Here is a 19828-nt window from a genome sequence, read left to right as displayed (position 1 = left end):
CTATTCCGCCGGCACCGCCGACAGCCGGCGATAGGCGACGATCGCCACCAGCCCGCCGGCGAGCTGCGTCAGCATCGCGACGCCGGCGGCAAAGGCATCGACGATCGCGACGCCGAACGGATTGCCGCCGCCCTCGCCGCCCAGATAATGCGACAGCAGCATGAACGGCTGCCCCGCCAGGATCGCGGCCAGATAGATGGTGACGATCGCGCCGAGCAGCCCCAATTGCCCGCGCCGCGTCATCCGCCACGACGTGCCGATCGCCTGCATCGCACCCTGCTGCGGTTCGGCGAACAGGACGGGCCCTGCCAGCATGAAGCGGCTCATCAGCCACAGGCCGGGCAGCAGCAGCACGTACATCCCCGCGCCCGCCGGCACCGACACCACCACCATCGCCAGGATGAAGCGCGGGAAGCGCCGCGCCGCGCGCTGGATCGCCACGCCGAGCGTCGGCCGCTCGGCATCGAGGAACAGGCAGAAGACGACCGCGAGGCCCAGATAGGTGATCGCATAGGCGCCGACCGAGCCGAGCCCGTAATCACCGACCCACCCGTCGAGCGCGGTCATCCAGGCCTGTGCCCGCGCCTGCGTATCGAGGATCGTCTCGTCGGGCATCGGCAGCGGCGCGGTGAGCAGCAGCAGCGCATAGGTCGGCACGAAGAAGAACAGGCCGGCGATCCGCAACAACAGGTCGGCATCGCGCCGGAACATCGCCCAGGCATCGCTCAGCAAGGCGGCGAGCGTCAGCCTCACGCCTGGGTCTCGCCGCGCGCGGCCTTGTCGCGCAGCATCCGCTCGCGGGCGACCAGCGCGACATAGAGTTGCGCCGAGAAGACGATCGCCACCAGCGTCAGCGCCGCCGAGACCGCCTGCGCGACCGCGGCGGCGAGCAGCTCGACCGTCGCCCGCGCGTCGGCGCCGAGGATCAGGCGAAAGATCAGCCCGCTGACCGATTGCGCCGCCCAGGTGGCGATCATCAGCACGACGACGAACAGCAGCACCGTGCCCACCAGCCGCCAGGTGTGACGGCGGGTCAGCCGCCAGCATCGCGCGATCGCCGCGACGGACAGCCGCTCCTCCAGCACCACCGCGTAGAGCGGCAGCAGCCGCGCGCCGACGAACAGCAACGCCAGTCCCATCGCCAGCGCATAGAGGCCGGCGAGCCCCGCCGCGCCCGGATCGGTCGGGACCGTCGCGGTGCCCGCGGCAAGCGAGCGATAGTCGAAGCCGGCGCGCAGCAGCAAAGCGATCGACGGCAGGAACGCCACGATCATCACCACCGCCAGCACCAGAGCGACGAGCAAAGCGGCGGGCAGGCGCGCACTGGCCTGTCGCGTCGCCGCCGCGCGGTCGGTCGCCGGATCGGTCGAGGCGGCGATCACCGCGAGCTGCCCCCACACCGCGACGATGGCGGTCGCGACGACGAGCAGCATGCCGATCACCGCGGTGGCGGCCGAGGGAGCGGCGAAGGCGGTCCACGCCGCGTTGATCACCGCCGGCAGGAACAGGGTGAGCGCCGCGATCCCGGCGAGCATGCCGCCGCGTCCGTTCAGCACCTCGACGCTGCGGTCCCACACATTGCCCATCTTGACCATCCGGCACCCCTTCGCCCGCGTTTGCGATCGGTTAGCCCAAGCGCCCCGGCTTGACCACTCGCCAACTTGCAAGCGCCCGGCGTCTGGCACACATGCACCGCCATGACCGAGATCGATGGCATCGAATGGCGGGTATCGCCGGGCCTGACGCCCTATGACGAAGCGCTGGCGACGATGGAGGCCCGCGCCGAGGCGGTGCTGGCGGGCGAGGCGCGCGAGCTGATCTGGCTGCTCGAACATCCGCCGATCTACACCGCCGGCACCAGCGCCTCGCCCGGCGACCTCATCGACGCGCGCTTTCCCGTGGTCGCGACCGGGCGCGGCGGCAAATACACCTACCACGGGCCGGGCCAGCGCATCGTCTATCTGGTGCTCGACCTCGGCAAGCGCGGGCGCGACGTGCGCTGCTTCGTCCATGGCGTCGAAGGCTGGGTGATCGCCGCGCTCGCCGAACTCGGCGTCACCGCCTTTCGCGCGGAAGGGCGCGTCGGCATCTGGACGCGCGACGGCGGCCCGGAGGCGAAGATCGGCGCGATCGGCGTGCGCGTGCGGCGCTGGATCACGCTGCACGGCCTGGCGGTCAACGTCGCGCCCGACCTCAGTCATTTCGGCGGGATCGTGCCGTGCGGGCTGCCCGATTTCGCGGTCACCAGCCTGGCTGATCTGGGTCATGACGATCGTCTGGCAACCTTCGACGATGCTCTGGCGTTGAGCGCTCCGGCATTCCTCTCGTCCCTGTCTTGTCCGGCATAAACGCGCCGGACGGAATTCGAGGCTTGAGGGCTGGGCGTTATGCGATTAATGTCCACTGCGATTTGGGTATTAAAGGGCCAGCAAGCCGTCCAAATCCTATTCTAGGGAGCTTCCAATGCGTGCACTCATCTCCAAGGTCCTGACCGGCTCGCTGATCGCCGGCGCCGCTCTTGCGGTTTCGGCCTGCGGCCCGAAGACCGAGACGACCACCGACAACACGATGGTCACCGACATGAACACCACCGACGACATGGGCACCATGAGCGACAACATGACCGCCGTCGACGGCGCGTCGAACGGTGGCATGATGGCGAACGACACGATGATGTCGAACGACACCATGATGTCGAACGACACGATGACCACCAACGCGATGTAATCTCCCGTCAGGGATATTACGGTGGTGAAACGGCCGTCCGGGCAACCGGGCGGCCTTTTCTTTTGGTTCCAACGTTCTGGCGCATTTCATCGGATTTTATCGCGGAACGGCGCGATCGGGGATTGGGTCGGCCCGCGAAACCGTCTAGAATCGCCCGATAATAGCTTTCCGTGGGGATGACGAAAGATGACCGTGTTGCGTATCGCGCTGGCGCTTGGCGGCGCCGCGATCGGCCTGGTGGCGGCGGCGCCCGCGTCGGCACAATTCTACCTGCGCTCGCACGATTTCCGCGGCGAGGCGGTCAAGGGGCATGAGGACGGCCTCGGCCAGCCGCTGCCCGGCGCGACCGAGGCGGAGCTGCGCGCGGCCATGGCGTGGAGCGTCCGTGCGGCGCTCAACGTCGCCGCGCTGCAATGCCAGTTCGAACCGACGTTGCTCACCGTGCCCAATTACAATGCGGTGCTGAAGGATCACGAGGCCGAGCTGAAGAGCTCGTTCGACACGCTCACCAAATATTTCCTGCGCGTCAACAAGGCGCCCAAGGCGGGCCAGGCGGCGCTCGACCAGTTCGGCACGCGCACCTATTCGGGCTATGCGACCGTCGCGGCACAGTTCGGCTTCTGCCAGACGGCGAGCGGCATCGGCCGCGACGCGACCTTCGTGCCCCGCGGCAGCTTCGGGTCGTTCGCGATGGATCGCGTCCGCGAGCTGCGCAACAGCCTGACACCGTATGGCGAGCAGCATTTCCAGCGCTATCTCGGCCGCGATTATGCCTCGCAGCCGCGTCTCGACGCGATCTGCTGGAACAAGAAGGGCGAATGGGTGACCAAGAAGTGTGGCGTCTTCGCCTGGCCGCCGGCGAGCCCGACGGGAACGGCATCGGTGCCCGCCGCCGCGACCGCGCCGACCGTGACGGCAGCCGCGGAAACCGCACAGCGTTGACCGCAACTCCCCCCGGACGCGCGCCGGGGGGATTTGACGCTTCAGGAATAAGGCTAACGCAGCCCCAGCAGCTTGTGCGTCTGCAACGACAGCCGCCATTGCGGGCGGTCCATCACCACCGCGATCGCCGCCTCGATATTCGCGACACCGCGCGCGTCGTCCATCGGCTGCAACAGCCGGTTGGCGAAATCCCAGCTCTCGACCTCGGCGATATCGGTCCCCGCCTGCGGCCAGACGAGCTTCAGCTCGTCGCCCGAGCGCTGCACCACGACGCTGCCCGCCTTGGGACTGACGCACACCCAGTCGATCCCCGGATGCACCGGCAGCGTGCCGTTGGTCTCGATCGCGATGCGGAAACCGGCGTCGTGCAGCGCTTCGACCAGCGCATCGTCGATCTGCAACATCGGCTCGCCCCCGGTGAGGACGACGAACCGCTCGCTCCGCTCCTCCCCCCAGAAGCCCGCGACCGCCGCCGCCAGCCCCGCGGCATCGGCGAACTTGCCGCCGCCCAGCCCGTCGACCCCGACGAAATCGGTGTCGCAGAACCGGCACACCGCCGTGGCACGATCCTGCTCGCGTCCGCTCCACAGGTTGCAGCCGGCAAATCGCACGAACACCGCCCGCCGCCCGGCGTTCACGCCCTCACCCTGCAGGGTTAGGAACATCTCCTTGACCGCATAGCTCATCCGATCAGGGCCGGACGGCGTAGACCGTCGGATCGGGAATGCCCGCTTCCTCGAATCCCTTGGAGCGCAGCCGGCAACTGTCGCAGGTGCCACAATGCACCCCGCCCGGTGCCGGATCGTAGCACGACCAGCTGATCCCCATGTCGACGCCCAGCCGCTGGCCCTCGCGGACGATGTCGGCCTTGGTCATATGCTGCAACGGCGCGTGGATCTTGAACGGTTCGCCCTCGACGCCCGCTTTGGTGGCGATCTCCGCCAGCCCTTCGAAGGCGTGGATGAATTCGGGGCGGCAATCGGGATAGCCGGAATAATCGAGCGCGTTGACGCCGATGAACAGGTCGCGCGATCCCGCCGCCTCCGCCCAGCCGAGCGCGAGGCTGAGGAAGATCGTGTTGCGCGCCGGCACATAGGTGACCGGGATCCCCTCGCCGACGCCGTCCTTGGGCACGTCGATATCGGCGGTGAGCGCCGAGCCGCCGAACGCCGACAGGTCGAGCGGCAGCACGATATGCCGCTCCGCCCCCAGCGTCGTGGCGACGCGCCGCGCCGCGGCCAGCTCGACGCGATGGCGCTGGTTATAGTCGATCGACAGCGCGAGCAGGCGATAGCCCGCTTCGCGCGCGCTGGCGGCGGAGATCATCGAATCGAGCCCGCCGGAGACGAGCACGACGGCCAGAGGGGCCTCAATTGGCATGGTCATGATCCCCGCGGCGCTAGGCCAAAGCGGCGCAAAAGAAAAGGGCCGCGGGTGAGGCGGCCCTTGAAGGAGAGAGAAGCGATCGCTCCTCTGGGAGAAAAGCGTGCCGGTCATGAACAGGCACACAGCATCGCTAAGCGGCCGGAGTTAAAAGGAGATTAAGACGCCGGGCCGCCACCCCCTCAGGCAACCGGATCGGCCTCGGCGGGGACCGGGAATTTGGTCGCGCAGAACGCGCAATCGACCTGGATGAACCCCTGTTCGTCCGCCATCTCGCGCCGCTCCTCCAGCGAGAATTTGGCCAGCACGCTCGCGATATAGTCGCCGGTGCAGCGGCAGCCGCGCGACAGCGGCGTCGAGGCGAGCACGCGCACTTCGGGCTCCTCGTTGAACAGGCGCCAGACCAGCGTCTCCAGCGACAGCGCGGGATCGGCGAGTTCGTCGGTCCCCATCGTCTGGCCGAGCGCCTCGACATGCTCCCATTCGGGATGGTCGAGCCGGGTGTGCAGCCGCTCGCGGCCGACCTCGCCTTCGGGCAGATGCTGGAGGAACAGGCCGCCGGCGATCGTGCGCCCGCCGTCGCGGGCGATGCCGACGCGGACGAGGCTGGGGATCTGCTCGGACTGGACGAAATAGCTCTGCGCCGCCTCCGCCAGCGTCTCGCCGTCGAGCGGGACGATGCCCTGATAGCGCTCGCCGGTCGCCGCGAGGTCGAAGGTGATGGCGAGATAGCCCTGGCCGAACAGCGCGAACAGCGTCGGCTGCTCCGGCGCCGCGGCGAGCTTCTCCGCGTCGAAATCGATATATCCGCGCAATTCCCCGCCCCGATAGTCGCAGACGAGAAGCCGGACGACGCCGTTCTCGGTGCGCGTCTGCATGGTCAGATGCGCCCCCCCATCCTTAAGCGTCGAGCCGATCAACGCCGCCAGGGTCAACGCCTCGGCGAGGAGGGTTTCGATTGGGGGGGGGTAGGCATGTGATGCGAGGACGGCGTCGAGTGCGGGACCGAGCCTTACGACCCGTCCGCGCGCCGAGCGGGAGGGAATCGCGAACCCGAGCGCGCGATCGATATCGATGGGGGATTGTTGCATCGGCAGGAAATGGGATGGCGAGGAGGGCGGGTCAAGTTGGCCACACCCTCCTCCCCGTTCGGCCCGCCCCGGATCAGCCGATCTGGCCGAAGACCCAGCGCAGCACCGCTTTCTGGGCGTGGAGGCGGTTTTCCGCTTCTTGCCAGATCAGCGACTGCGGCCCGTCGATCACCGCATCGACCACCTCCTCGCCGCGATGGGCGGGCAGGCAGTGGAGGAAGCGCGCATCGGGCTTGGCATGCGCCATCAAGGCCGCGTCGACCTGATAGGGCATCATCGCGGCGAGCTTGGTGTCGGCATGGGCCTGCCCCATCGAAATCCACGTGTCGGTGACGATGACGTCGGCACCCTCGACCGCCTCCTGCGGCGAGGCGACGATGCGGGCACGGCCCTGCCCGCGCGCGACATCGGCCTCGTCCGGCATAAACCCCTGCGGACAGGCGGCGGTGACGTCGAACTGCATCAGCCCGGCCGCCTCGATGAGCGAGGCGAGCACGTTGTTGCCGTCGCCGAGCCACGCCAGCTTGAGCCCGGGCAAGGCCTTGCCGTCCTCCAGGATCGTCTGGAGATCGGCCATGATCTGGCACGGGTGCGATCGGTCGGTCAGGCCGTTGATGACCGGCACGCTGGCATAGCGGGCCATGTCCTCGACCTTGGCGTGATCGTCGGTGCGGATCATGATCGCATCGACATAGCCCGACAGCACGCGCGCGGTGTCGGCGATGCTCTCGCCGCGACCGAGCTGCATCGAGCCGGCATCCATGACGATCGAGCTGCCGCCCAATTGCCGTATCGCCATGTCGAAGCTGACGCGGGTGCGCGTCGAATTCTTCTCGAAGATCATCGCCAGCACGTGGCCGGCGAGCGGCGCATCGGCATCGGCGCGCCCTTTGGGAAAGCCGGCGCGCGCCGCCTTGCGGTCGATCGCATCGGCGAGCATCGCGGCGACGCCATCGGCGCCGGCATCGGACAGGTTCAGGAAATGGCGCATTATAGTCCTCCCTCGCGCAGCGGGGGAAGGGAACACGGCCGACAGGCCGTGGTGGAGGGCGCGCTTCCCCAAACGAGCCGCCCGCCGTTCTTCCCCTCCACCGGCTGCGCCGGTCCCCCTCCCCCTGGCGGGGGAGGATTAGATCAGTCGTCGCTGGCCGGTACGAAGACCCGCGCGGCGGCGCTCAGCTTGTCGATACATTCGGTGACGTGGCTGTCCTCGATCACCAGCGGCGGCAGCATGCGGACGACGTTCTCGCCCGCCGCGACCAGCAGCAGGCCGTGATTGTCGCGGGCGTGCGCGACGAACTCGCGCGGCTCGACCCCGGCCTTGAGCTTGAGGCCGAGCATCAGCCCCTTGCCCCGCACGCCTTCGAAGACGTGATCGTGGTTGGGGATGAGCTGTTCGAGCGCGCTGCGCAGCCGCTCGCCCATCGTCTCGACCTGCGCGAGGAAGCCGTCGGCGAGCATGACGTCGAGCACCGCCTGCCCCGCCGCCATCGCCAGCGGATTGCCGCCATAGGTCGAACCGTGGGTGCCGATCACCATGCCGCCAGCGGCGCGCTCGGTGGCGAGGCAGGCGCCGAGCGGGAAGCCCGCGCCGATACCCTTGGCGACCGTCATGATGTCGGGCTCGATGCCATAATGCTCGTACGCCCACATCTTGCCGGTCCGGCCATAGCCGCACTGGACCTCGTCGAGGATCAGCAGCAGGCCGTGCTCGTCGCACGCCTTGCGCAGGCCGGTGATGAATTCGGGCGTACCGACCGACACGCCGCCTTCGCCCTGGATCGTCTCGACCATGAAGCCCGCGGTCGTGTCGTCGATCAGCGCCAGCGCGGCGTCGAGATCGTTGAACGGCGCATAAGCGAAACCGGGCAGCAAGGGCTCGAAGCCATCGCGCATCTTGGGCTGGTTGGTCGCCGAGATCGCCCCCATCGTCCGCCCGTGGAAGGCGTTGTTGAAGGTGATGATCTTGGTGCGCTGCGGATTGCCGGCGGCATAATGGAAGCGGCGCGCGGTCTTGATCGCGCATTCGACCGCCTCGGTGCCCGAATTGGTGAAGAACACCGTGTCGGCGAAGCTGTTGGCGACGATCCGCTCGGCCAGCGCCTCGCCCTGCGGCGAACCGTAGAGGTTGCTGACGTGCATCAGCGTCGCGGCCTGATCGGCGATCGTCTTGACCAGATGCGGATGGCCGTGGCCGAGCGCGTTCACGGCGATGCCGGCGGCCATGTCGAGATAGCGGCTGCCGTCCTCACTGATGAGATAACAGCCCTCGCCTCGGACCGGACGCACCCCGCACCGCGGATAGACGGGCATCAGGGCGGTAATGGTCACGGGGCATCTCCTCATCTCGAAACGAGAAAGGGCGGCCCTGCACGGACCGCCCGTTCCCTCTCTACCTGTCGGCGCGGTGCCGGGTCAACACCGCCACCGATCAGAATCCGGCACTGATCGTCGCGAACACCTGGCGCGGTGCGACCGGGAAGAAATTGTAGGTGCCGGACGCCGCGCCGATGCTGAGCGTCGATTCCGCGCGCTTGTTGGTCAGGTTGGTGACGTTGAGGCTGACCCCCAGCTTCTTGGCGATCCCCTGCCCACCGAGCGGCATGTCGAAGCCGATCCGCCCCGACAGTTGGAGATAGCCCTTCACACTGAGATCGTTGGTATAGGTGGCGTAGCGACGACCGATATAGTCGCCGATCAACTGCACCTCGACGCCATCGGTGCGCAGCGTCGCCACCGTCTTGTTGAGCCAGTCGGGCGAACCCGGCACCTTCTTGCCCGCGGTCGCGACGGTAGCCTGCGCGGCGCCCGCGCCGGTCAGATAATCGTCGCTGTAACGCGAATTGTTGTACGAGAGCGCATCGTACAGCGAGAAGACGTCGCCGAAGCGGAACGTGCCGGCGATGTCGACGCCGTCGGTCTTCACGCTGCCGACGTTGTTGATGATCGGCGCGCCGCTCTGGATCGCGGTGATCGTCGCGGTCGGGCTCACCGCGAGCAGGCGGTTGCTGAAATCGACGTGATAGTAACTGATCTGCCCTTCGAAGTCGGTCAGCGGACCGGCGTCGAGCGTGCGGCGGGTGCGGGCGCCCGCTTCATAGGTCCAGCTCGTCTCGGGCTTGGTATTGTCCTTGAAGAATTCGAACAGCGTCTGGCTGCCGAGCGCGAACGGCGAGAGGCCGGCGGCGGCGCTGGTCTGGAACTGGCGGATGTTCTGCTGAACGTTGAAGAACAATTGTTCGTGGCCGGTGACGTCCCACAACCCGCCGACCTGCGGCAGGAATATCTTGTTGGTGTTGAGCTTGCCGACCGGGAATTCGCGCGAACCGGTGAAGGAGCCGGGGATCGGCTGGACCGGCATCGTCTGCCGCGCCTTCTGGAAGGTGCTCTTGAACCCCGCCTGCAGGGTGACGCTCGGCACGATCTGCCACGCATCCTGAATGTGCGTCTGGATTTCCTCGACGCGGATCTCGCTGCCATATTGGGTGATCAGCGGCTGAGCCTGATCGAGCGGGCGCGTGTAGGGCGAGGACGGGTTGTTGACGTCGAGCGCATACCAGCGGCGATAGGCGGACGAGCTCTGATGCTCGTACCAGCCGCCGATCTCGACCCGGTGGTTGCCGATCTCGCCGACCAGCGTCGAGATCGCGCCGACGCGGTCGATGCGATATTCGGTGGTGCGCGTCGCCAGCCCCGAACCGCCGAAGATCGTGCTGAGCCGCGCCAGATTGGTCGCCGAATTCGGGCTGCTGCCCACCGCACCGGGATAATAATAAGAGAAGAGCAGCGGCAGCCCCGCCGCGGTGATCGGCCCGGCGACGACGCCGACGCCGTCGTTATGATGGAAATAGCCCTGGTTCGACCAGGTCAGGCCGGGGGCGGCGTGCCAGTCGTATTTGACGTAGCCGAGATAATCGGTGCGCTGCGCATCGCTGTAGTAATTGCGATAATTGGACCCCGGCGCGGCGTTGACCGCGGCATATTCGGCCGAACCGTAATAAGCGCGGGCGGCGGCGAAATTCGGGTAGAAGAACGGCCGGGTATAAGGCGCGACCCCGCGGTTATCGACCGCCGCGCCGGTCGCGGTCGCCGGACGGACGACGATCGAGGTCGCATCCTCGTTCGGCTCGGTCTTGTCCGAATAGGAGAAGAAGGCGGTCAGTTTGCCGGTGGCATCGTCGTGGACGATCTTGCCGTCGGCCTGATAGCCGCCCTGCTTGCCGTTGAAGTCCCAGGCGCGGGCATCGTGACGCACGCCCGAGACGTAGAGGCGCGTACCGTCGCCGATATCGCCGCTGTCGATCCGGCCATAGGTGCGCGAGGTGTCGTAGCTGCCGACCACCTGTTGCAGCGTGACGCCGAAGCGGTCGCGCGGATCGCTGGAGAAGGTGTCGATCGCGCCGCCGAGGTTGCTGGTCGAGGCGGTGCCGAGATCGCCCGCGCCCGAGGCGAGCACGACGCGGCCGACATCTTCGGAGATGATCGCGCGCTGCGGGCTCAAGCCGTTGTAATTGCCGTATTGCTGATCGCCGAGCGGCACGCCGTCCAGCGTATAGCCAAGCTGCTGCGCGTTGAAGCCGTGGATGAACAGCGAGATGTTCTGTTCGTTGTTGCCCCAGGGATCGGCGGTGAGGAAGGTGACGCCGGGCAGGGTTTGCAATGCCTTCAGCGGGCTTAGGCCGGGCAGGATCTTCTGGATTTCGTTGCCGGAGATCTGCGTCACCGATCGCGTCGCGGTGCCGCGGACGACGATCTCGTCGTCGGACGCCTCGTCGGTGGCGACCGTCTGCGCCGGCGCGGCACTGCCGCCGTCCTCGCGGGCAAGCGCCGCCGCGGGGGTGACGGTCTGCGCGGCGGCAGCGTGGCCGGCACATAAAGCGAGCGCGGTCGCGCCGGTCAGCAACATCGAACGGAGTGTCATGAAATTTCCCTTTGGCTCGTTGGCCTAAGGGCGCGGTGGTCGCTTTACGCGTCACGCCGGTGACTGTCCGGTTGCAGATCAATGACAAACGGCCCCGCGTTAAACGCGAGGCCGTACAATAGCTTAAAAGAAGGTGGAGATCGGCGCGCCGGGGGTCAGTGACCGCGGCTGAGTTCGTCGACTTCGCCCATGATCGTGTCGAGCGCGGTCTTGTTGACGTCCGTCTCATGCTCACGGCGCGACGGCAGCGAGCCTTCGGTGAGGATCGTCTCGAGCGCGACGCGGCCGCGTGCGACGCGGCTCTTGATCGTGCCGACTGCCACCTGACAGATTTCCGCCGCCTCTTCGTAAGCGAAACCGCCCGCGCCGACGAGGATCAGCGCCTCGCGCTGCGGCTGCGGCAGGTGCAGCAGCGCCCGCTGCATGTCGCCCAGCTCGACGTGGCGGTCCTGGCTCGCGGGCGCGGCGAGGATACGGTCGGCGACCAGATCGTCCCATTCGCCCTTGAAGCGCGCGCGGCGCATCTGCGACAGATAGAGGTTACGCAGGATGATGAAGGTCCAGGCGCGCATATTGGTGCCGGCCTGGAACCGCTGGCGCGCCGCCCAAGCCTTGAGCAACGTCTCCTGGACGAGATCGTCGGCGAGATCACGACTGCCGGACAGCGACCGGCCGAAGGCGCGCAGGTGCGGAATGACCTGCGCGAGCTGTTTCTTGAATTCGGGGTCGGACAGAGCAACGTGCTCGACCGGCGCTACGGGAGCGTCGTCGTCTTCGTAATCGTCATCACGCGTAGCAGGCTGGGTCATGCAATTCCGTTCAAAGCCGGGGACATCGTTGCCGCCTCGGGCAGCAAGATAAGGGTCCGCGCCGGCAAATGCCAGTGAGACGGGCTGAGTCGAATTATCGCAGAATCAGAAAGGCGAAGATCGCGATGACCAGCACGAGCGACACACCCAGAACGTATCGGGTGACGCCCGGGGTCGCGCCCGCCCGCGCCTCGGTGGTGGTGACATGGACGGGTTCGTTCGGATCAGCCATGGACGTCAAACACACGACATCCGTTTTGGGTCCGTAACTTTCTGCAACCCTGCCGCAGATCGGCGATCGTCTGGCGATGCCGACGCGCCGTTCCGGATGGAAACGGCGCGTCGACCCGTCGTCACGCCAGTGCGTTGGGGATCGTCGCCTGGTCGAAGAACAGCGCCTGGCTAATCGCGGCCTTCACCGTCGACCGCTGGAACGGCTTGGTGATCAGGAAGGTCGGCTCGGGGCGCTCGCCGGTGAGCAGACGCTCCGGGAAGGCGGTGATGAAGATCACCGGCACTTCGAATTCGGCGAGGATGTCCTTGACCGCATCGATCCCGGAACTGTCGTCGGCGAGCTGGATGTCGGCGAGCACCAGGCCGGGGCGATCCTCCATCGCCAGCGCCACCGCCTCGTCGCGGGTCACGGCGACGCCGGTCACCTCATGGCCGAGATCGCGGACGATCGTCTCGATATCCATCGCGATGATCGGCTCGTCCTCGATGATCAGCACGCGCGCCCGCGTCTGCTTCTCGATCTCGGCCAGCGCCTCGGCGACCAGCGTCTCGACCTCGCTGGTGTCGACCTCGATCAGATAGGCGGCGTCCTCGGGGGTGAAGCCTTCCATCGCGGTCAGCAGCAGCGCCTGACGCGACAGCGGAGTCATGCGGGCGAGGCGCGCACGGGCGACCGCCTCGGTCCCCTCGGCGTCGCTCTGCGAGGTCTGCTCCTCGCCATCGGCATTGGCCGAGGCCCAGATGCCCTGGAACATACGGTACAGGCCGAGGCGCGGATCGACGTCGCGCGGGAATTGATCGGGCGCGGCGACGATCGCCTCCAGCGTGGCGCGGACGTATTTGTCGCCCTGCTGCTGGCTGCCGGTCAGGGCCCGGCCATAGCGCCGCAGGAAGGGAAGATGCGGTGCGAGTTGCTGTCCAAGCGACATGGGTGGTGATCACTCCCTGAAGAACTGCCCGGAGGTCCGGGACCTGAAATATCGAACGGGTGCCTGATCTGTGCGGGCGCCCGCCGCTTTGCAACGATGTTTGTCGAAGAACCCGACCGGCCCGCGGACCCGTGGAAATTTCGCGCGACGATGGAACCATCGAAGGCTAATTTGGTTTCATCGCCGATCGAATGGGTCAGCCGCTCCTGTTTTGCGGCTATCATTCATTGTGCGTCGATTGCCCGGTAGGACCGGGTCACCCAGGGGGACATGTTGGAACTGCCCAGCGACAAGGACACGAAAACGTCTTCCAAAAAGTCTCCTGCCAAGGTCCAGAGCAAGGATCGCGACATGGGCGCGGCGCTCCGCTCCGCGTACCAGCGGACGATTGATGAAAGCGTTCCCGACGAAATGCTCGACCTGCTTAACAAGCTCGCCTAGCAGAGGGCATGGCCACACCCTTCGCTGCGGCATCTTCCACACGACGCGCGGCGATGGCCCCGGTGTCGGCGCTCTCGCGTTTGCCGACGGGTGCCAAGCTGTTCATCACGCTCAGCATCGCGTTGCTCATCCTCGCACTGATCGCGATCGGGGCGACGTTGCAGACAGGCCGGACCGCAGATGCCGAGGCGCGGGCGCGACTGCGCATCGCCGCCAACGAGAGCGCGCGCAGCATCGCCATCGAACTGATCGGCGACATGACCGCGCTGCGCGTCGCGGTGAACGCGCTCCAGGCCGATGCCGGCGACGCGCCGAGCTGCGCGCGCGCGCAAGGCGTGTTCGCGCAGCAGGCGACGACGGGCACGCGCTTCTCGATCGTCGACCGCAACGGCCGCCTGTTGTGCGGCGAGGCGCTCGACAGCAACGTCTCGATCGACACCAGCACCGCGGTCGGCGCCGCGATCGTCCCCGACAAAGGCCTGATCCTGTCGGTCGCCGGCCCCCGCCGCGGTCCGAGCGCGCGCGTCTTCTTCCCCCGCCCCTTCCTCGCCCGGCTCGCCACGCCGACCAGCCGCGCCGTGCCGCTCGCCAGCGCGCTGGTCCATGACGACACGTCGCTGGAGCTGGCCAACATCCCCGACCTCGGCCCGCTCGACCGCGTCGAAACCGTCGAGACCGATCTCGGTCTCGGCGGCCTGACGCTGCGGACGAGCACGCGCAGTGCGCCGATCACCTCGTCCTTCCTCGTCGCGCTGATGCTGCCGCTGCTGATGTGGGCGGCGGCGGCGGGATTGGCGTGGTTCATCGTCGACCGGCTGCTGATCCGCCCGCTGCGGCTGCTGCGTGCCAGCGTCGCGTCCTACACGCCGGGCGAAGTGATCGATCCGGGCCAGCTCGGGCCGTTGCCGGCGCAGGAGATCCGCGAGCTCGGCGACACCTTCCGCGCGATCAGCCGCACCGTCGCGCTGCACGAGGCCGGACTCGCCGAGGCGGTGGTGCGCCAGACCAAATTGACGCGCGAGGTCCACCATCGCGTCAAGAACAACCTCCAGGTCATCTCCAGCCTGATCAACTTCCACGCGCGCGGCGCGCCCAGCCCCGATGCGACCGCGGCCTATGCCTCGATCCAGCGGCGCGTCGACGCGCTCGCCGTCGTCCACCGCAACCATTTCGCCGAGATGGAGGACAATCGCGGGCTCAACCTGCGGGCGGTGATCGGCGAGCTGGCATCGAACATCCGCGCCACCGCGCCGGAGGGCGCGACCAGCCTGTCCATCGCGCTCGACGTCGATCCCTATCTCGTCAATCAGGACGTCGCGGTCGCGGTCGCGTTTCTCGTCACCGAGACGATCGAACTGGCGATGAATTGCGATCGCGCCGCGCAGATCCGCGTCGCGGTGAAACCGGGCGACGACGATGCCAAGGCGAAGCTGCGCGTCGTCTCGCGCGCCTTCGTCGCCAGCGAGACGCTCGAGACGTTGCTGTCGACCCGCTACGGCCGCGTCATCGAGGGCCTGTCGCGCCAGTTGCGCGCGCCGCTCCATCACGATCCGATGACCGGGGCCTATGAAATCGCGATCGCCGTGCTCGGACGCGACTGACCGAAAATAATTTGAAGCCCCGCCGTTTTCGCAGGGAACCAACGTTTCCAGGCCGGGTTATGCAATACGGATCGCGACATTATGCCCCCCCGCTCTCGCGGTCCACGACATAGGCCCGGAAACGCTCACCCTCCCCCCCCGGTGAATGTTTCCGGGCCTTATCATGTCCGCATGATCGGATCGTGGCAGATCGAGAGTTCCGGTGCCGGAACGAATACGCTGCCCGATCATTCCCCTAGCGCTATTCAAGCCCAGGAGGTTCTATGCGTAAGGTTCTCGGATTGGTCGTCGTCGCGGGTGCGCTCATGGTCAGCGCATGCAACACGGTCGAAGGCGTCGGCAAGGACGTGAAGTCGGCCGGCAGCACGGTCGCCAAGACCGCCGACGACGCCAAGTAAGCTTCCACCTCACGTGGCAAGGAAAAGCCTCCGCTCCTTCGGGCGGGGGCTTTTTCGTGTCGGGTACGCGTCGTTTTTCGGCCTGGGTTCGATCCTGCGGCGAGGATATAGACTTGAGGCTCATCACCTCCCACAGATCTGCGGAGCGCGGGACGGGCGAGACCGCACCAAGACCCTCGATGTACCCCGGCGGAGGCCGGGGTACGACCACTTATGAACGTCGGTGTGAGTCTATCGTTTCCCAGATCCACTTCGTCACCCCGGCCATGCGCCGGGGTCCCGCTTCTTCCGACGGTGCGAAGAAGCGGGATGCCGGATCAAATCCGGCATGACGTGGGATAGAGATGCCGTTGCAACATCCCTACCGGTCATACGCAATCGCCCAGCTCGCCGGAACGTCGGCGGAGATTACGCCTCGACGACGTCGGTGCCGGCGACCTTCAGCCGCTTGCGCTCGGTGAACCAGATGCCGATGATCGCGACTTCGTAGAGCAGGATCAGCGGCACGGCGAGCAGCACCTGGCTCATCAGATCGGGCGGGGTCAGCACCGCCGCGAGCGCGGTCGCACCGACGATCGCATAGCGCCGCGCGCCGATCAGCTGCTTGCGGGTGACGATCCCGGCCCGTTCGAGCAGCATCAGCAGCACCGGCAGCAGGAAGGCGAGGCCGAAGGCGAACAGGAATTGCATGACGATCGACAGGTAATTGCCGATCGCCGGCAGCGCCTCCTGCTTCACGCCACCGATATTGCCCTGGAAGCCCAGCAGGAAATGCAGCGCCATCGGGATCGCCATATAATAAGCGAGCGCCGCGCCGCAGATGAAGAGCAGGGGCGTCGCGAGGATGAAGGGCAGCAGGGCGCGCTTCTCCTTGCGATACAGGCCGGGTGCGACGAACTGCCACAGCTGGTTGGCAATGACCGGGAACGAGATCATCATCGCCGCGAAGAAGGCGACCTTCACCTTGACAAGGAACGCCTCGAACAATTGCGTGTAGATCACCGTCTTCTGCCCGGCATGGAGCAGCGGCTGGACGAGGAAGGCGAAGATGTTTTCGGCGAAATAATAACTGACGCCGAAGGCGATGACGATCGCCGCGATGCAATAAAGCAGCCGACGGCGCAGTTCGATCAGATGATCGAGCAACGGCGCACGGCTGGCGTCGATCTCGTCTTCGATGTCGAGGTCGCTCATGACGGGGCGCTGTCGGGGCGCGGCGCGGGCGCGTGTTCGGGCGCGGCGGTGACGACGGGCTTTTCGACCATCACCGGCACATCCGCGTCATGCGGAGGGCGATCGGCATCGGGGGAGGCAGGCGCGACGGGTTCCGCCGCCGCCTGCGATTCGGCATCGGAGCTGGCGGGATGTTCAGCCATGATCCGCGCATTCTCCGCAGCCCAGCGTTTTTCCATCTCTTCCAGTTCGGCCTCGCGCACCATGTTGTCGAAGCCCTGCCGGAACGAGCGGCTGACGCCCCGCGCCTTGCCGACCCAATAGCCGACGACGCGCATCGCCTTCGGCAGGTCTCTGGGTCCGATGACCACCAGCGCGACGACGGCGATGAGCAGGAATTCGGACGAATCTACACCAAACATCGGGTGCGGTCGCTCTGTATCGCGGACTTAACGGTCGTCGCGGACGCGCTCGCCGTCACGATCGAATGCAGGCTCGGCGGCCTTCTGTGCTTCGATGCGCGGCGCCGGCTTGGCGGGGACGTCGTCGTCGTGCTCTGCCATGCCCTTCTTGAAGTTCTTCACACCCTTGGCGACATCGCCCATCAGGTTGGAGAATCGGCCGCCGCCGAGCAGCAGAATTGCGACGACGGCAAGAACGAGCAGATGGATCGGGCTGAAGCTGCCCATGGCGTATCTCCTAGAATGTCCTCTTATCTAATCGCTATCGGCGTCCTTTGCCACCTCCAATGCTTCCTCGAGCGCAAGGTCGAGCGGATCGAGCAGGCCGGCGGCGCGCAGGTCGTCGATACCGGGCAGATCGCGGCGGCTGGCCAGTCCGAAATGATCGAGGAAGCCCGGCGTGGTCGCATAGAGCAGCGGGCGGCCCGGCAGCTCTCGCCGCCCCGCCGGGCGGACCCAGCCTGCCTCCAGCAGGACGTCGAGCGTGCCCTTGGCGGTCGCGACGCCGCGGATCGCCTCGATCTCGGCGCGGGTGACGGGCTCGTGATAGGCGATGATCGCCAGCGTCTCGATACCGGCGCGGCTCAGCCGGCGCGTCTCCTCGCGATCGCGGCGGAGCAGATGCGCGAGATCGGGCGCGGTCTCGAAATGCCAGCGGTCGCCGCGGCGGACCAAGGCGATGCCGCGGCCGGCATAATCGCGTTCGAGCCGGGCGAGCGCCGCCCGCACGTCGACGTCGCCGACATAGGCGCGGATCGAATCGACGCCGAGCGGCTCGGCCGCGGCGAACAGCAGCGCCTCGACCGCGCGCACCGCATCGTCGGGGGGCGTCATCGCATTGCCCTGACGTAGAGCGGGGCGAATGGCGCCGATTGGCGCAGTTCCACCCTGCCCTGTTTGGCGAGTTCGAGCGCGGCGAGGAAGGACGAGGCAAGCGCCGACTTGCGCAGCCGGCCGGACCCGTCGGGCAGGAAGCTCTCCAGCGTCGCCCAGTCGAGGTGCACGCCGACCAGCCGCGAGACGCGCTCCAGCGCCGCCTCCAGCGTCATCACCTCGCGATCGGCGACGACGTGCATCACCGGGCGGGTGCGCGCGCTGACCCGGCCGTAGGCGGCGATGAGGTCGTAGATATCCGCCTGCCACCGGGCGTGGCGGATCGTCCGCAGCCCCTCCGGCGCGGGCCGCAGGAAGACGTCGCGGCCCAGCCGGTCGCGCGCCATCAGTCGCGCGCCCGCCTCGCGCATCGCGGCGAGCCGTTCGAGGCGCAGTTGCAGCCGCAGCGCCAGCTCCTCGGGGTCCGGCTCCTGCTCGGGATCGCGCGGCAGCAGCAGCGCCGATTTGAGATAGGCGAGCCATGCCGCCATCACGAGATAGTCGGCGGCGACTTCCAGTTGCAGCGTCTGCCGCTGCTGGATGTAGCGCAGATATTGCTCGACCAGCGCGAGGATCGACAGTTTGCGCAGATCGACCTTCTGCGCGCGCGCCAGCGTCAGCAGCAGGTCGAGCGGCCCCTCCCACCCCTCCAGATCGAGCGTGAGCTGTTCGGGTTCGGCCATCAGACCAGGGCGAGAAAGGCGTCGCGTTGCGCGATCAATGCGTCGATGTCGCCCTCGGGCGCGCCGACGCTCGCCATCGCGCGATCGAGGCGCGCGCGGGCGGCATCGCCGATCGGGCCGAGCCGGCCGGCGATCTCGACCATCTCGTCCATCCGCGCCCAGCAATCGAGGACGACGTCGCAACCGGCGGCGATTGCACCCGCCGCTTTCTCGCCGGCGGTGCCGGACAGCGCCTTCATGTCGATGTCGTCGGTCATCAGCAGTCCGTCGAAGCCGATCGCGCCGCGGATCACCTGTTCGATGACGATCGGCGACAACGTCGCCGGGCGGTCGCGGTCCCAGGCCTCGAAGACGATGTGCGAGGTCATGCCCATCGGCGCCTGCGCCAACGTGCGGAACGGTTCCAGGTCGACCTCCAGCGCCGCCGCGTCGGCAGTGACGGTGGGCAGGAGATGGTGGCTGTCGACCCGCGCGCGGCCGTGGCCGGGCATGTGCTTGACGACGCCGACGACGCCGCCGGCCGCCAGCCCCTCCAGCATCGCGCGGCCGAGCGCGGCGACCTGCATCGGCTCGGCACCATAAGCGCGGCAGGTGATCGCCTCGGTCGTGTCGGGCTGCGCGACATCGATAATCGGGGCACAATCGACGCTGATGCCCACCTCGGCAAGCAACAGGCCGAGCGCCTGGCCATTGGCGCGCATCGCCTGGATCGCCGACATCGGCGCGGTCTCGTAGAGCGCGGCGAAGGCGGGGCCGCCGGGAAAGGCGGGCCATTCGGGCGGCCCCATGCGCGCGACGCGACCGCCCTCCTGGTCGATCAGGATCGGCAGGTCGGCGCGGCCGGAGAGATCGCGGAGCGCATCGGTGAGGGCGCGGACCTGTTCGCGGTCGCGGATGTTGCGCTTGAAGAGGATATAGCCGGCGGGCTCCGCCTCGGCGAAGAAGGCGCGTTCGTCGGGGGTGAGGGCGAGACCGGCGATGCCGAAGATGACGGGCTTCATGCGCCACGGTTAGCGCGGGTGTGCGCAAGATGCGAGGGTCGGGGCCTCAGTCGTCCCCCGCCAGGGGGAGGAGTGGCGTTCAAAGCTGGTTGCTAAGTCCTCCCCCGCCAGGGGGAGGTGGCGCCGCGAAGCGGTGACGGAGGGGGAGGATGCGGCGAACC

General features: G+C 67.3%; 23 protein-coding genes. 6 read left to right on the top strand and 17 right to left on the bottom strand.

The window, feature by feature from the left end; translation table 11 throughout:
* Positions 1-753 (bottom strand): hypothetical protein, encoded by a 753-nt coding sequence (locus tag ACLBWH_RS08385; protein ID WP_447798138.1) that lies wholly within the window; start codon positions 751-753, stop codon positions 1-3.
* Positions 750-1595 (bottom strand): hypothetical protein, encoded by an 846-nt coding sequence (locus ACLBWH_RS08380; RefSeq protein ID WP_447798136.1) that lies wholly within the window; start codon positions 1593-1595, stop codon positions 750-752. The genes ACLBWH_RS08385 and ACLBWH_RS08380 overlap by 4 nt, the downstream gene beginning before the upstream one ends.
* A 102-nt stretch (positions 1596-1697) precedes the next feature.
* On the opposite strand from ACLBWH_RS08380, the gene lipB reads away from it, so the two are divergent.
* The 3 genes from lipB (at position 1698) to ACLBWH_RS08365 (ending at position 3669) form a co-directional block, all read left to right on the top strand.
* Positions 1698-2348, top strand: coding sequence for a lipoyl(octanoyl) transferase LipB (lipB, locus tag ACLBWH_RS08375; protein WP_322848928.1), 651 nt, complete (start codon positions 1698-1700; stop codon positions 2346-2348).
* 115 nt (positions 2349-2463) lie between these two features.
* On the top strand, positions 2464-2727 hold the full coding sequence (locus ACLBWH_RS08370; protein ID WP_037532936.1) for a hypothetical protein: 264 nt from the start codon (positions 2464-2466) through the stop codon (positions 2725-2727).
* 186 nt (positions 2728-2913) lie between these two features.
* Positions 2914-3669: a hypothetical protein gene (locus tag ACLBWH_RS08365; RefSeq protein ID WP_447798134.1), complete on the top strand. Its 756-nt coding sequence runs from the start codon at positions 2914-2916 to the stop codon at positions 3667-3669.
* Positions 3670-3722: 53 nt separating this feature from the next.
* Here ACLBWH_RS08365 and queE read toward each other — a convergent pair whose 3' ends face one another.
* The 9 genes from queE to ACLBWH_RS08320 all read right to left on the bottom strand — a co-directional run bounded on the left by queE (position 3723) and on the right by ACLBWH_RS08320 (position 13036).
* Positions 3723-4355, bottom strand: a complete 633-nt coding sequence (queE, locus tag ACLBWH_RS08360) for a 7-carboxy-7-deazaguanine synthase (RefSeq protein WP_447798132.1) — start codon at positions 4353-4355, stop codon at positions 3723-3725.
* Positions 4356-4359: 4 nt separating this feature from the next.
* The gene (queC, locus tag ACLBWH_RS08355; protein ID WP_447798213.1) at positions 4360-5049 is read right to left on the bottom strand and encodes a 7-cyano-7-deazaguanine synthase QueC; all 690 of its coding nucleotides are present in this window, start codon (positions 5047-5049) and stop codon (positions 4360-4362) included.
* Positions 5050-5234: 185 nt separating this feature from the next.
* Positions 5235-6143 (bottom strand): Hsp33 family molecular chaperone HslO, encoded by a 909-nt coding sequence (gene hslO, locus ACLBWH_RS08350; RefSeq protein WP_447798130.1) that lies wholly within the window; start codon positions 6141-6143, stop codon positions 5235-5237.
* A 73-nt stretch (positions 6144-6216) separates the two neighbouring features.
* Positions 6217-7134, bottom strand: a complete 918-nt coding sequence (gene argF, locus ACLBWH_RS08345; protein WP_322848924.1) for an ornithine carbamoyltransferase — start codon at positions 7132-7134, stop codon at positions 6217-6219.
* 143 nt (positions 7135-7277) lie between these two features.
* On the bottom strand, positions 7278-8474 hold the full coding sequence (locus ACLBWH_RS08340) for an acetylornithine transaminase (RefSeq protein WP_447798129.1): 1197 nt from the start codon (positions 8472-8474) through the stop codon (positions 7278-7280).
* Between the two features lie 100 nt (positions 8475-8574).
* Positions 8575-11064 (bottom strand): TonB-dependent receptor, encoded by a 2490-nt coding sequence (locus ACLBWH_RS08335; protein WP_447798127.1) that lies wholly within the window; start codon positions 11062-11064, stop codon positions 8575-8577.
* A 155-nt stretch (positions 11065-11219) separates the two neighbouring features.
* Positions 11220-11873, bottom strand: a complete 654-nt coding sequence (locus ACLBWH_RS08330; RefSeq protein WP_038662104.1) for a sigma-70 family RNA polymerase sigma factor — start codon at positions 11871-11873, stop codon at positions 11220-11222.
* A gap of 94 nt (positions 11874-11967) precedes the next feature.
* Positions 11968-12105 carry a hypothetical protein gene (locus tag ACLBWH_RS08325; protein ID WP_038662107.1) on the bottom strand — a complete coding sequence of 46 codons (138 nt, stop codon included), beginning with the start codon at positions 12103-12105 and terminating at the stop codon, positions 11968-11970.
* 121 nt (positions 12106-12226) lie between these two features.
* Positions 12227-13036: a response regulator gene (locus ACLBWH_RS08320; protein ID WP_038662110.1), complete on the bottom strand. Its 810-nt coding sequence runs from the start codon at positions 13034-13036 to the stop codon at positions 12227-12229.
* 270 nt (positions 13037-13306) lie between these two features.
* On the opposite strand from ACLBWH_RS08320, the gene ACLBWH_RS08315 reads away from it, so the two are divergent.
* The 3 genes from ACLBWH_RS08315 to ACLBWH_RS08305 all read left to right on the top strand — a co-directional run bounded on the left by ACLBWH_RS08315 (position 13307) and on the right by ACLBWH_RS08305 (position 15476).
* Positions 13307-13477 (top strand): NepR family anti-sigma factor, encoded by a 171-nt coding sequence (locus ACLBWH_RS08315; protein WP_169742539.1) that lies wholly within the window; start codon positions 13307-13309, stop codon positions 13475-13477.
* A gap of 53 nt (positions 13478-13530) precedes the next feature.
* Complete coding sequence (locus ACLBWH_RS08310; RefSeq protein WP_322848921.1) at positions 13531-15078, top strand: sensor histidine kinase; 1548 nt, start codon at positions 13531-13533, stop codon at positions 15076-15078.
* A gap of 263 nt (positions 15079-15341) precedes the next feature.
* A complete protein-coding gene (locus ACLBWH_RS08305; protein ID WP_038662115.1) occupies positions 15342-15476 on the top strand; it encodes an entericidin A/B family lipoprotein in 135 nt (44 codons plus the stop codon).
* A gap of 408 nt (positions 15477-15884) precedes the next feature.
* Here the strand turns inward: ACLBWH_RS08305 and tatC are convergent, their stop codons facing one another.
* Genes tatC through ACLBWH_RS08275 form a run of 6 tightly spaced genes read right to left on the bottom strand, consistent with a single transcriptional unit; the run spans position 15885 to position 19667 of the window.
* Entirely contained in the window at positions 15885-16670 is a 786-nt protein-coding gene (tatC, locus tag ACLBWH_RS08300; RefSeq protein ID WP_447798124.1) for a twin-arginine translocase subunit TatC, read from the bottom strand.
* Positions 16667-17071, bottom strand: a complete 405-nt coding sequence (tatB, locus tag ACLBWH_RS08295) for a Sec-independent protein translocase protein TatB (RefSeq protein WP_447798123.1) — start codon at positions 17069-17071, stop codon at positions 16667-16669. The genes tatC and tatB overlap by 4 nt, the downstream gene beginning before the upstream one ends.
* 27 nt (positions 17072-17098) lie before the next feature.
* On the bottom strand, positions 17099-17338 hold the full coding sequence (locus tag ACLBWH_RS08290; protein ID WP_038662123.1) for a twin-arginine translocase TatA/TatE family subunit: 240 nt from the start codon (positions 17336-17338) through the stop codon (positions 17099-17101).
* 27 nt (positions 17339-17365) lie between these two features.
* Positions 17366-17944 (bottom strand): SMC-Scp complex subunit ScpB, encoded by a 579-nt coding sequence (gene scpB, locus ACLBWH_RS08285; RefSeq protein ID WP_447798120.1) that lies wholly within the window; start codon positions 17942-17944, stop codon positions 17366-17368.
* On the bottom strand, positions 17941-18666 hold the full coding sequence (locus ACLBWH_RS08280; protein WP_447798118.1) for a segregation and condensation protein A: 726 nt from the start codon (positions 18664-18666) through the stop codon (positions 17941-17943). Before ACLBWH_RS08280 ends, scpB begins: the two co-directional genes overlap by 4 nt.
* A complete protein-coding gene (locus ACLBWH_RS08275; protein ID WP_447798116.1) occupies positions 18666-19667 on the bottom strand; it encodes a glycoside hydrolase family 3 N-terminal domain-containing protein in 1002 nt (333 codons plus the stop codon). Before ACLBWH_RS08275 ends, ACLBWH_RS08280 begins: the two co-directional genes overlap by 1 nt.
* Positions 19668-19828 lie beyond the last annotated feature (161 nt).

The organism is Sphingomonas sp. M6A6_1c (assembly GCF_053345135.1).
This window is presented reverse-complemented; position numbering and strand designations above follow the sequence as displayed.

What these genes read in the sequence shown, in the direction of transcription:
- argF (WP_322848924.1), bottom strand. Translation starts at nt 7,134, where the DNA reads ATGCGCCATTTCCTGAACCTGTCCGATGCCGGCGCCGATGGCGTCGCC.
- scpB (WP_447798120.1), bottom strand. Translation starts at nt 17,944, where the DNA reads ATGACGCCCCCCGACGATGCGGTGCGCGCGGTCGAGGCGCTGCTGTTC.
- ACLBWH_RS08370 (WP_037532936.1), top strand. Translation starts at nt 2,464, where the DNA reads ATGCGTGCACTCATCTCCAAGGTCCTGACCGGCTCGCTGATCGCCGGC.
- ACLBWH_RS08315 (WP_169742539.1), top strand. Translation starts at nt 13,307, where the DNA reads ATGTTGGAACTGCCCAGCGACAAGGACACGAAAACGTCTTCCAAAAAG.
- tatB (WP_447798123.1), bottom strand. Translation starts at nt 17,071, where the DNA reads ATGTTTGGTGTAGATTCGTCCGAATTCCTGCTCATCGCCGTCGTCGCG.
- ACLBWH_RS08310 (WP_322848921.1), top strand. Translation starts at nt 13,531, where the DNA reads ATGGCCCCGGTGTCGGCGCTCTCGCGTTTGCCGACGGGTGCCAAGCTG.
- ACLBWH_RS08290 (WP_038662123.1), bottom strand. Translation starts at nt 17,338, where the DNA reads ATGGGCAGCTTCAGCCCGATCCATCTGCTCGTTCTTGCCGTCGTCGCA.
- hslO (WP_447798130.1), bottom strand. Translation starts at nt 6,143, where the DNA reads ATGCAACAATCCCCCATCGATATCGATCGCGCGCTCGGGTTCGCGATT.
- ACLBWH_RS08305 (WP_038662115.1), top strand. Translation starts at nt 15,342, where the DNA reads ATGCGTAAGGTTCTCGGATTGGTCGTCGTCGCGGGTGCGCTCATGGTC.
- ACLBWH_RS08330 (WP_038662104.1), bottom strand. Translation starts at nt 11,873, where the DNA reads ATGACCCAGCCTGCTACGCGTGATGACGATTACGAAGACGACGACGCT.
- queE (WP_447798132.1), bottom strand. Translation starts at nt 4,355, where the DNA reads ATGAGCTATGCGGTCAAGGAGATGTTCCTAACCCTGCAGGGTGAGGGC.
- ACLBWH_RS08335 (WP_447798127.1), bottom strand. Translation starts at nt 11,064, where the DNA reads ATGACACTCCGTTCGATGTTGCTGACCGGCGCGACCGCGCTCGCTTTA.
- ACLBWH_RS08325 (WP_038662107.1), bottom strand. Translation starts at nt 12,105, where the DNA reads ATGGCTGATCCGAACGAACCCGTCCATGTCACCACCACCGAGGCGCGG.
- queC (WP_447798213.1), bottom strand. Translation starts at nt 5,049, where the DNA reads ATGCCAATTGAGGCCCCTCTGGCCGTCGTGCTCGTCTCCGGCGGGCTC.
- ACLBWH_RS08320 (WP_038662110.1), bottom strand. Translation starts at nt 13,036, where the DNA reads ATGTCGCTTGGACAGCAACTCGCACCGCATCTTCCCTTCCTGCGGCGC.
- lipB (WP_322848928.1), top strand. Translation starts at nt 1,698, where the DNA reads ATGACCGAGATCGATGGCATCGAATGGCGGGTATCGCCGGGCCTGACG.
- tatC (WP_447798124.1), bottom strand. Translation starts at nt 16,670, where the DNA reads ATGAGCGACCTCGACATCGAAGACGAGATCGACGCCAGCCGTGCGCCG.
- ACLBWH_RS08380 (WP_447798136.1), bottom strand. Translation starts at nt 1,595, where the DNA reads ATGGTCAAGATGGGCAATGTGTGGGACCGCAGCGTCGAGGTGCTGAAC.
- ACLBWH_RS08280 (WP_447798118.1), bottom strand. Translation starts at nt 18,666, where the DNA reads ATGGCCGAACCCGAACAGCTCACGCTCGATCTGGAGGGGTGGGAGGGG.
- ACLBWH_RS08275 (WP_447798116.1), bottom strand. Translation starts at nt 19,667, where the DNA reads ATGAAGCCCGTCATCTTCGGCATCGCCGGTCTCGCCCTCACCCCCGAC.
- ACLBWH_RS08365 (WP_447798134.1), top strand. Translation starts at nt 2,914, where the DNA reads ATGACCGTGTTGCGTATCGCGCTGGCGCTTGGCGGCGCCGCGATCGGC.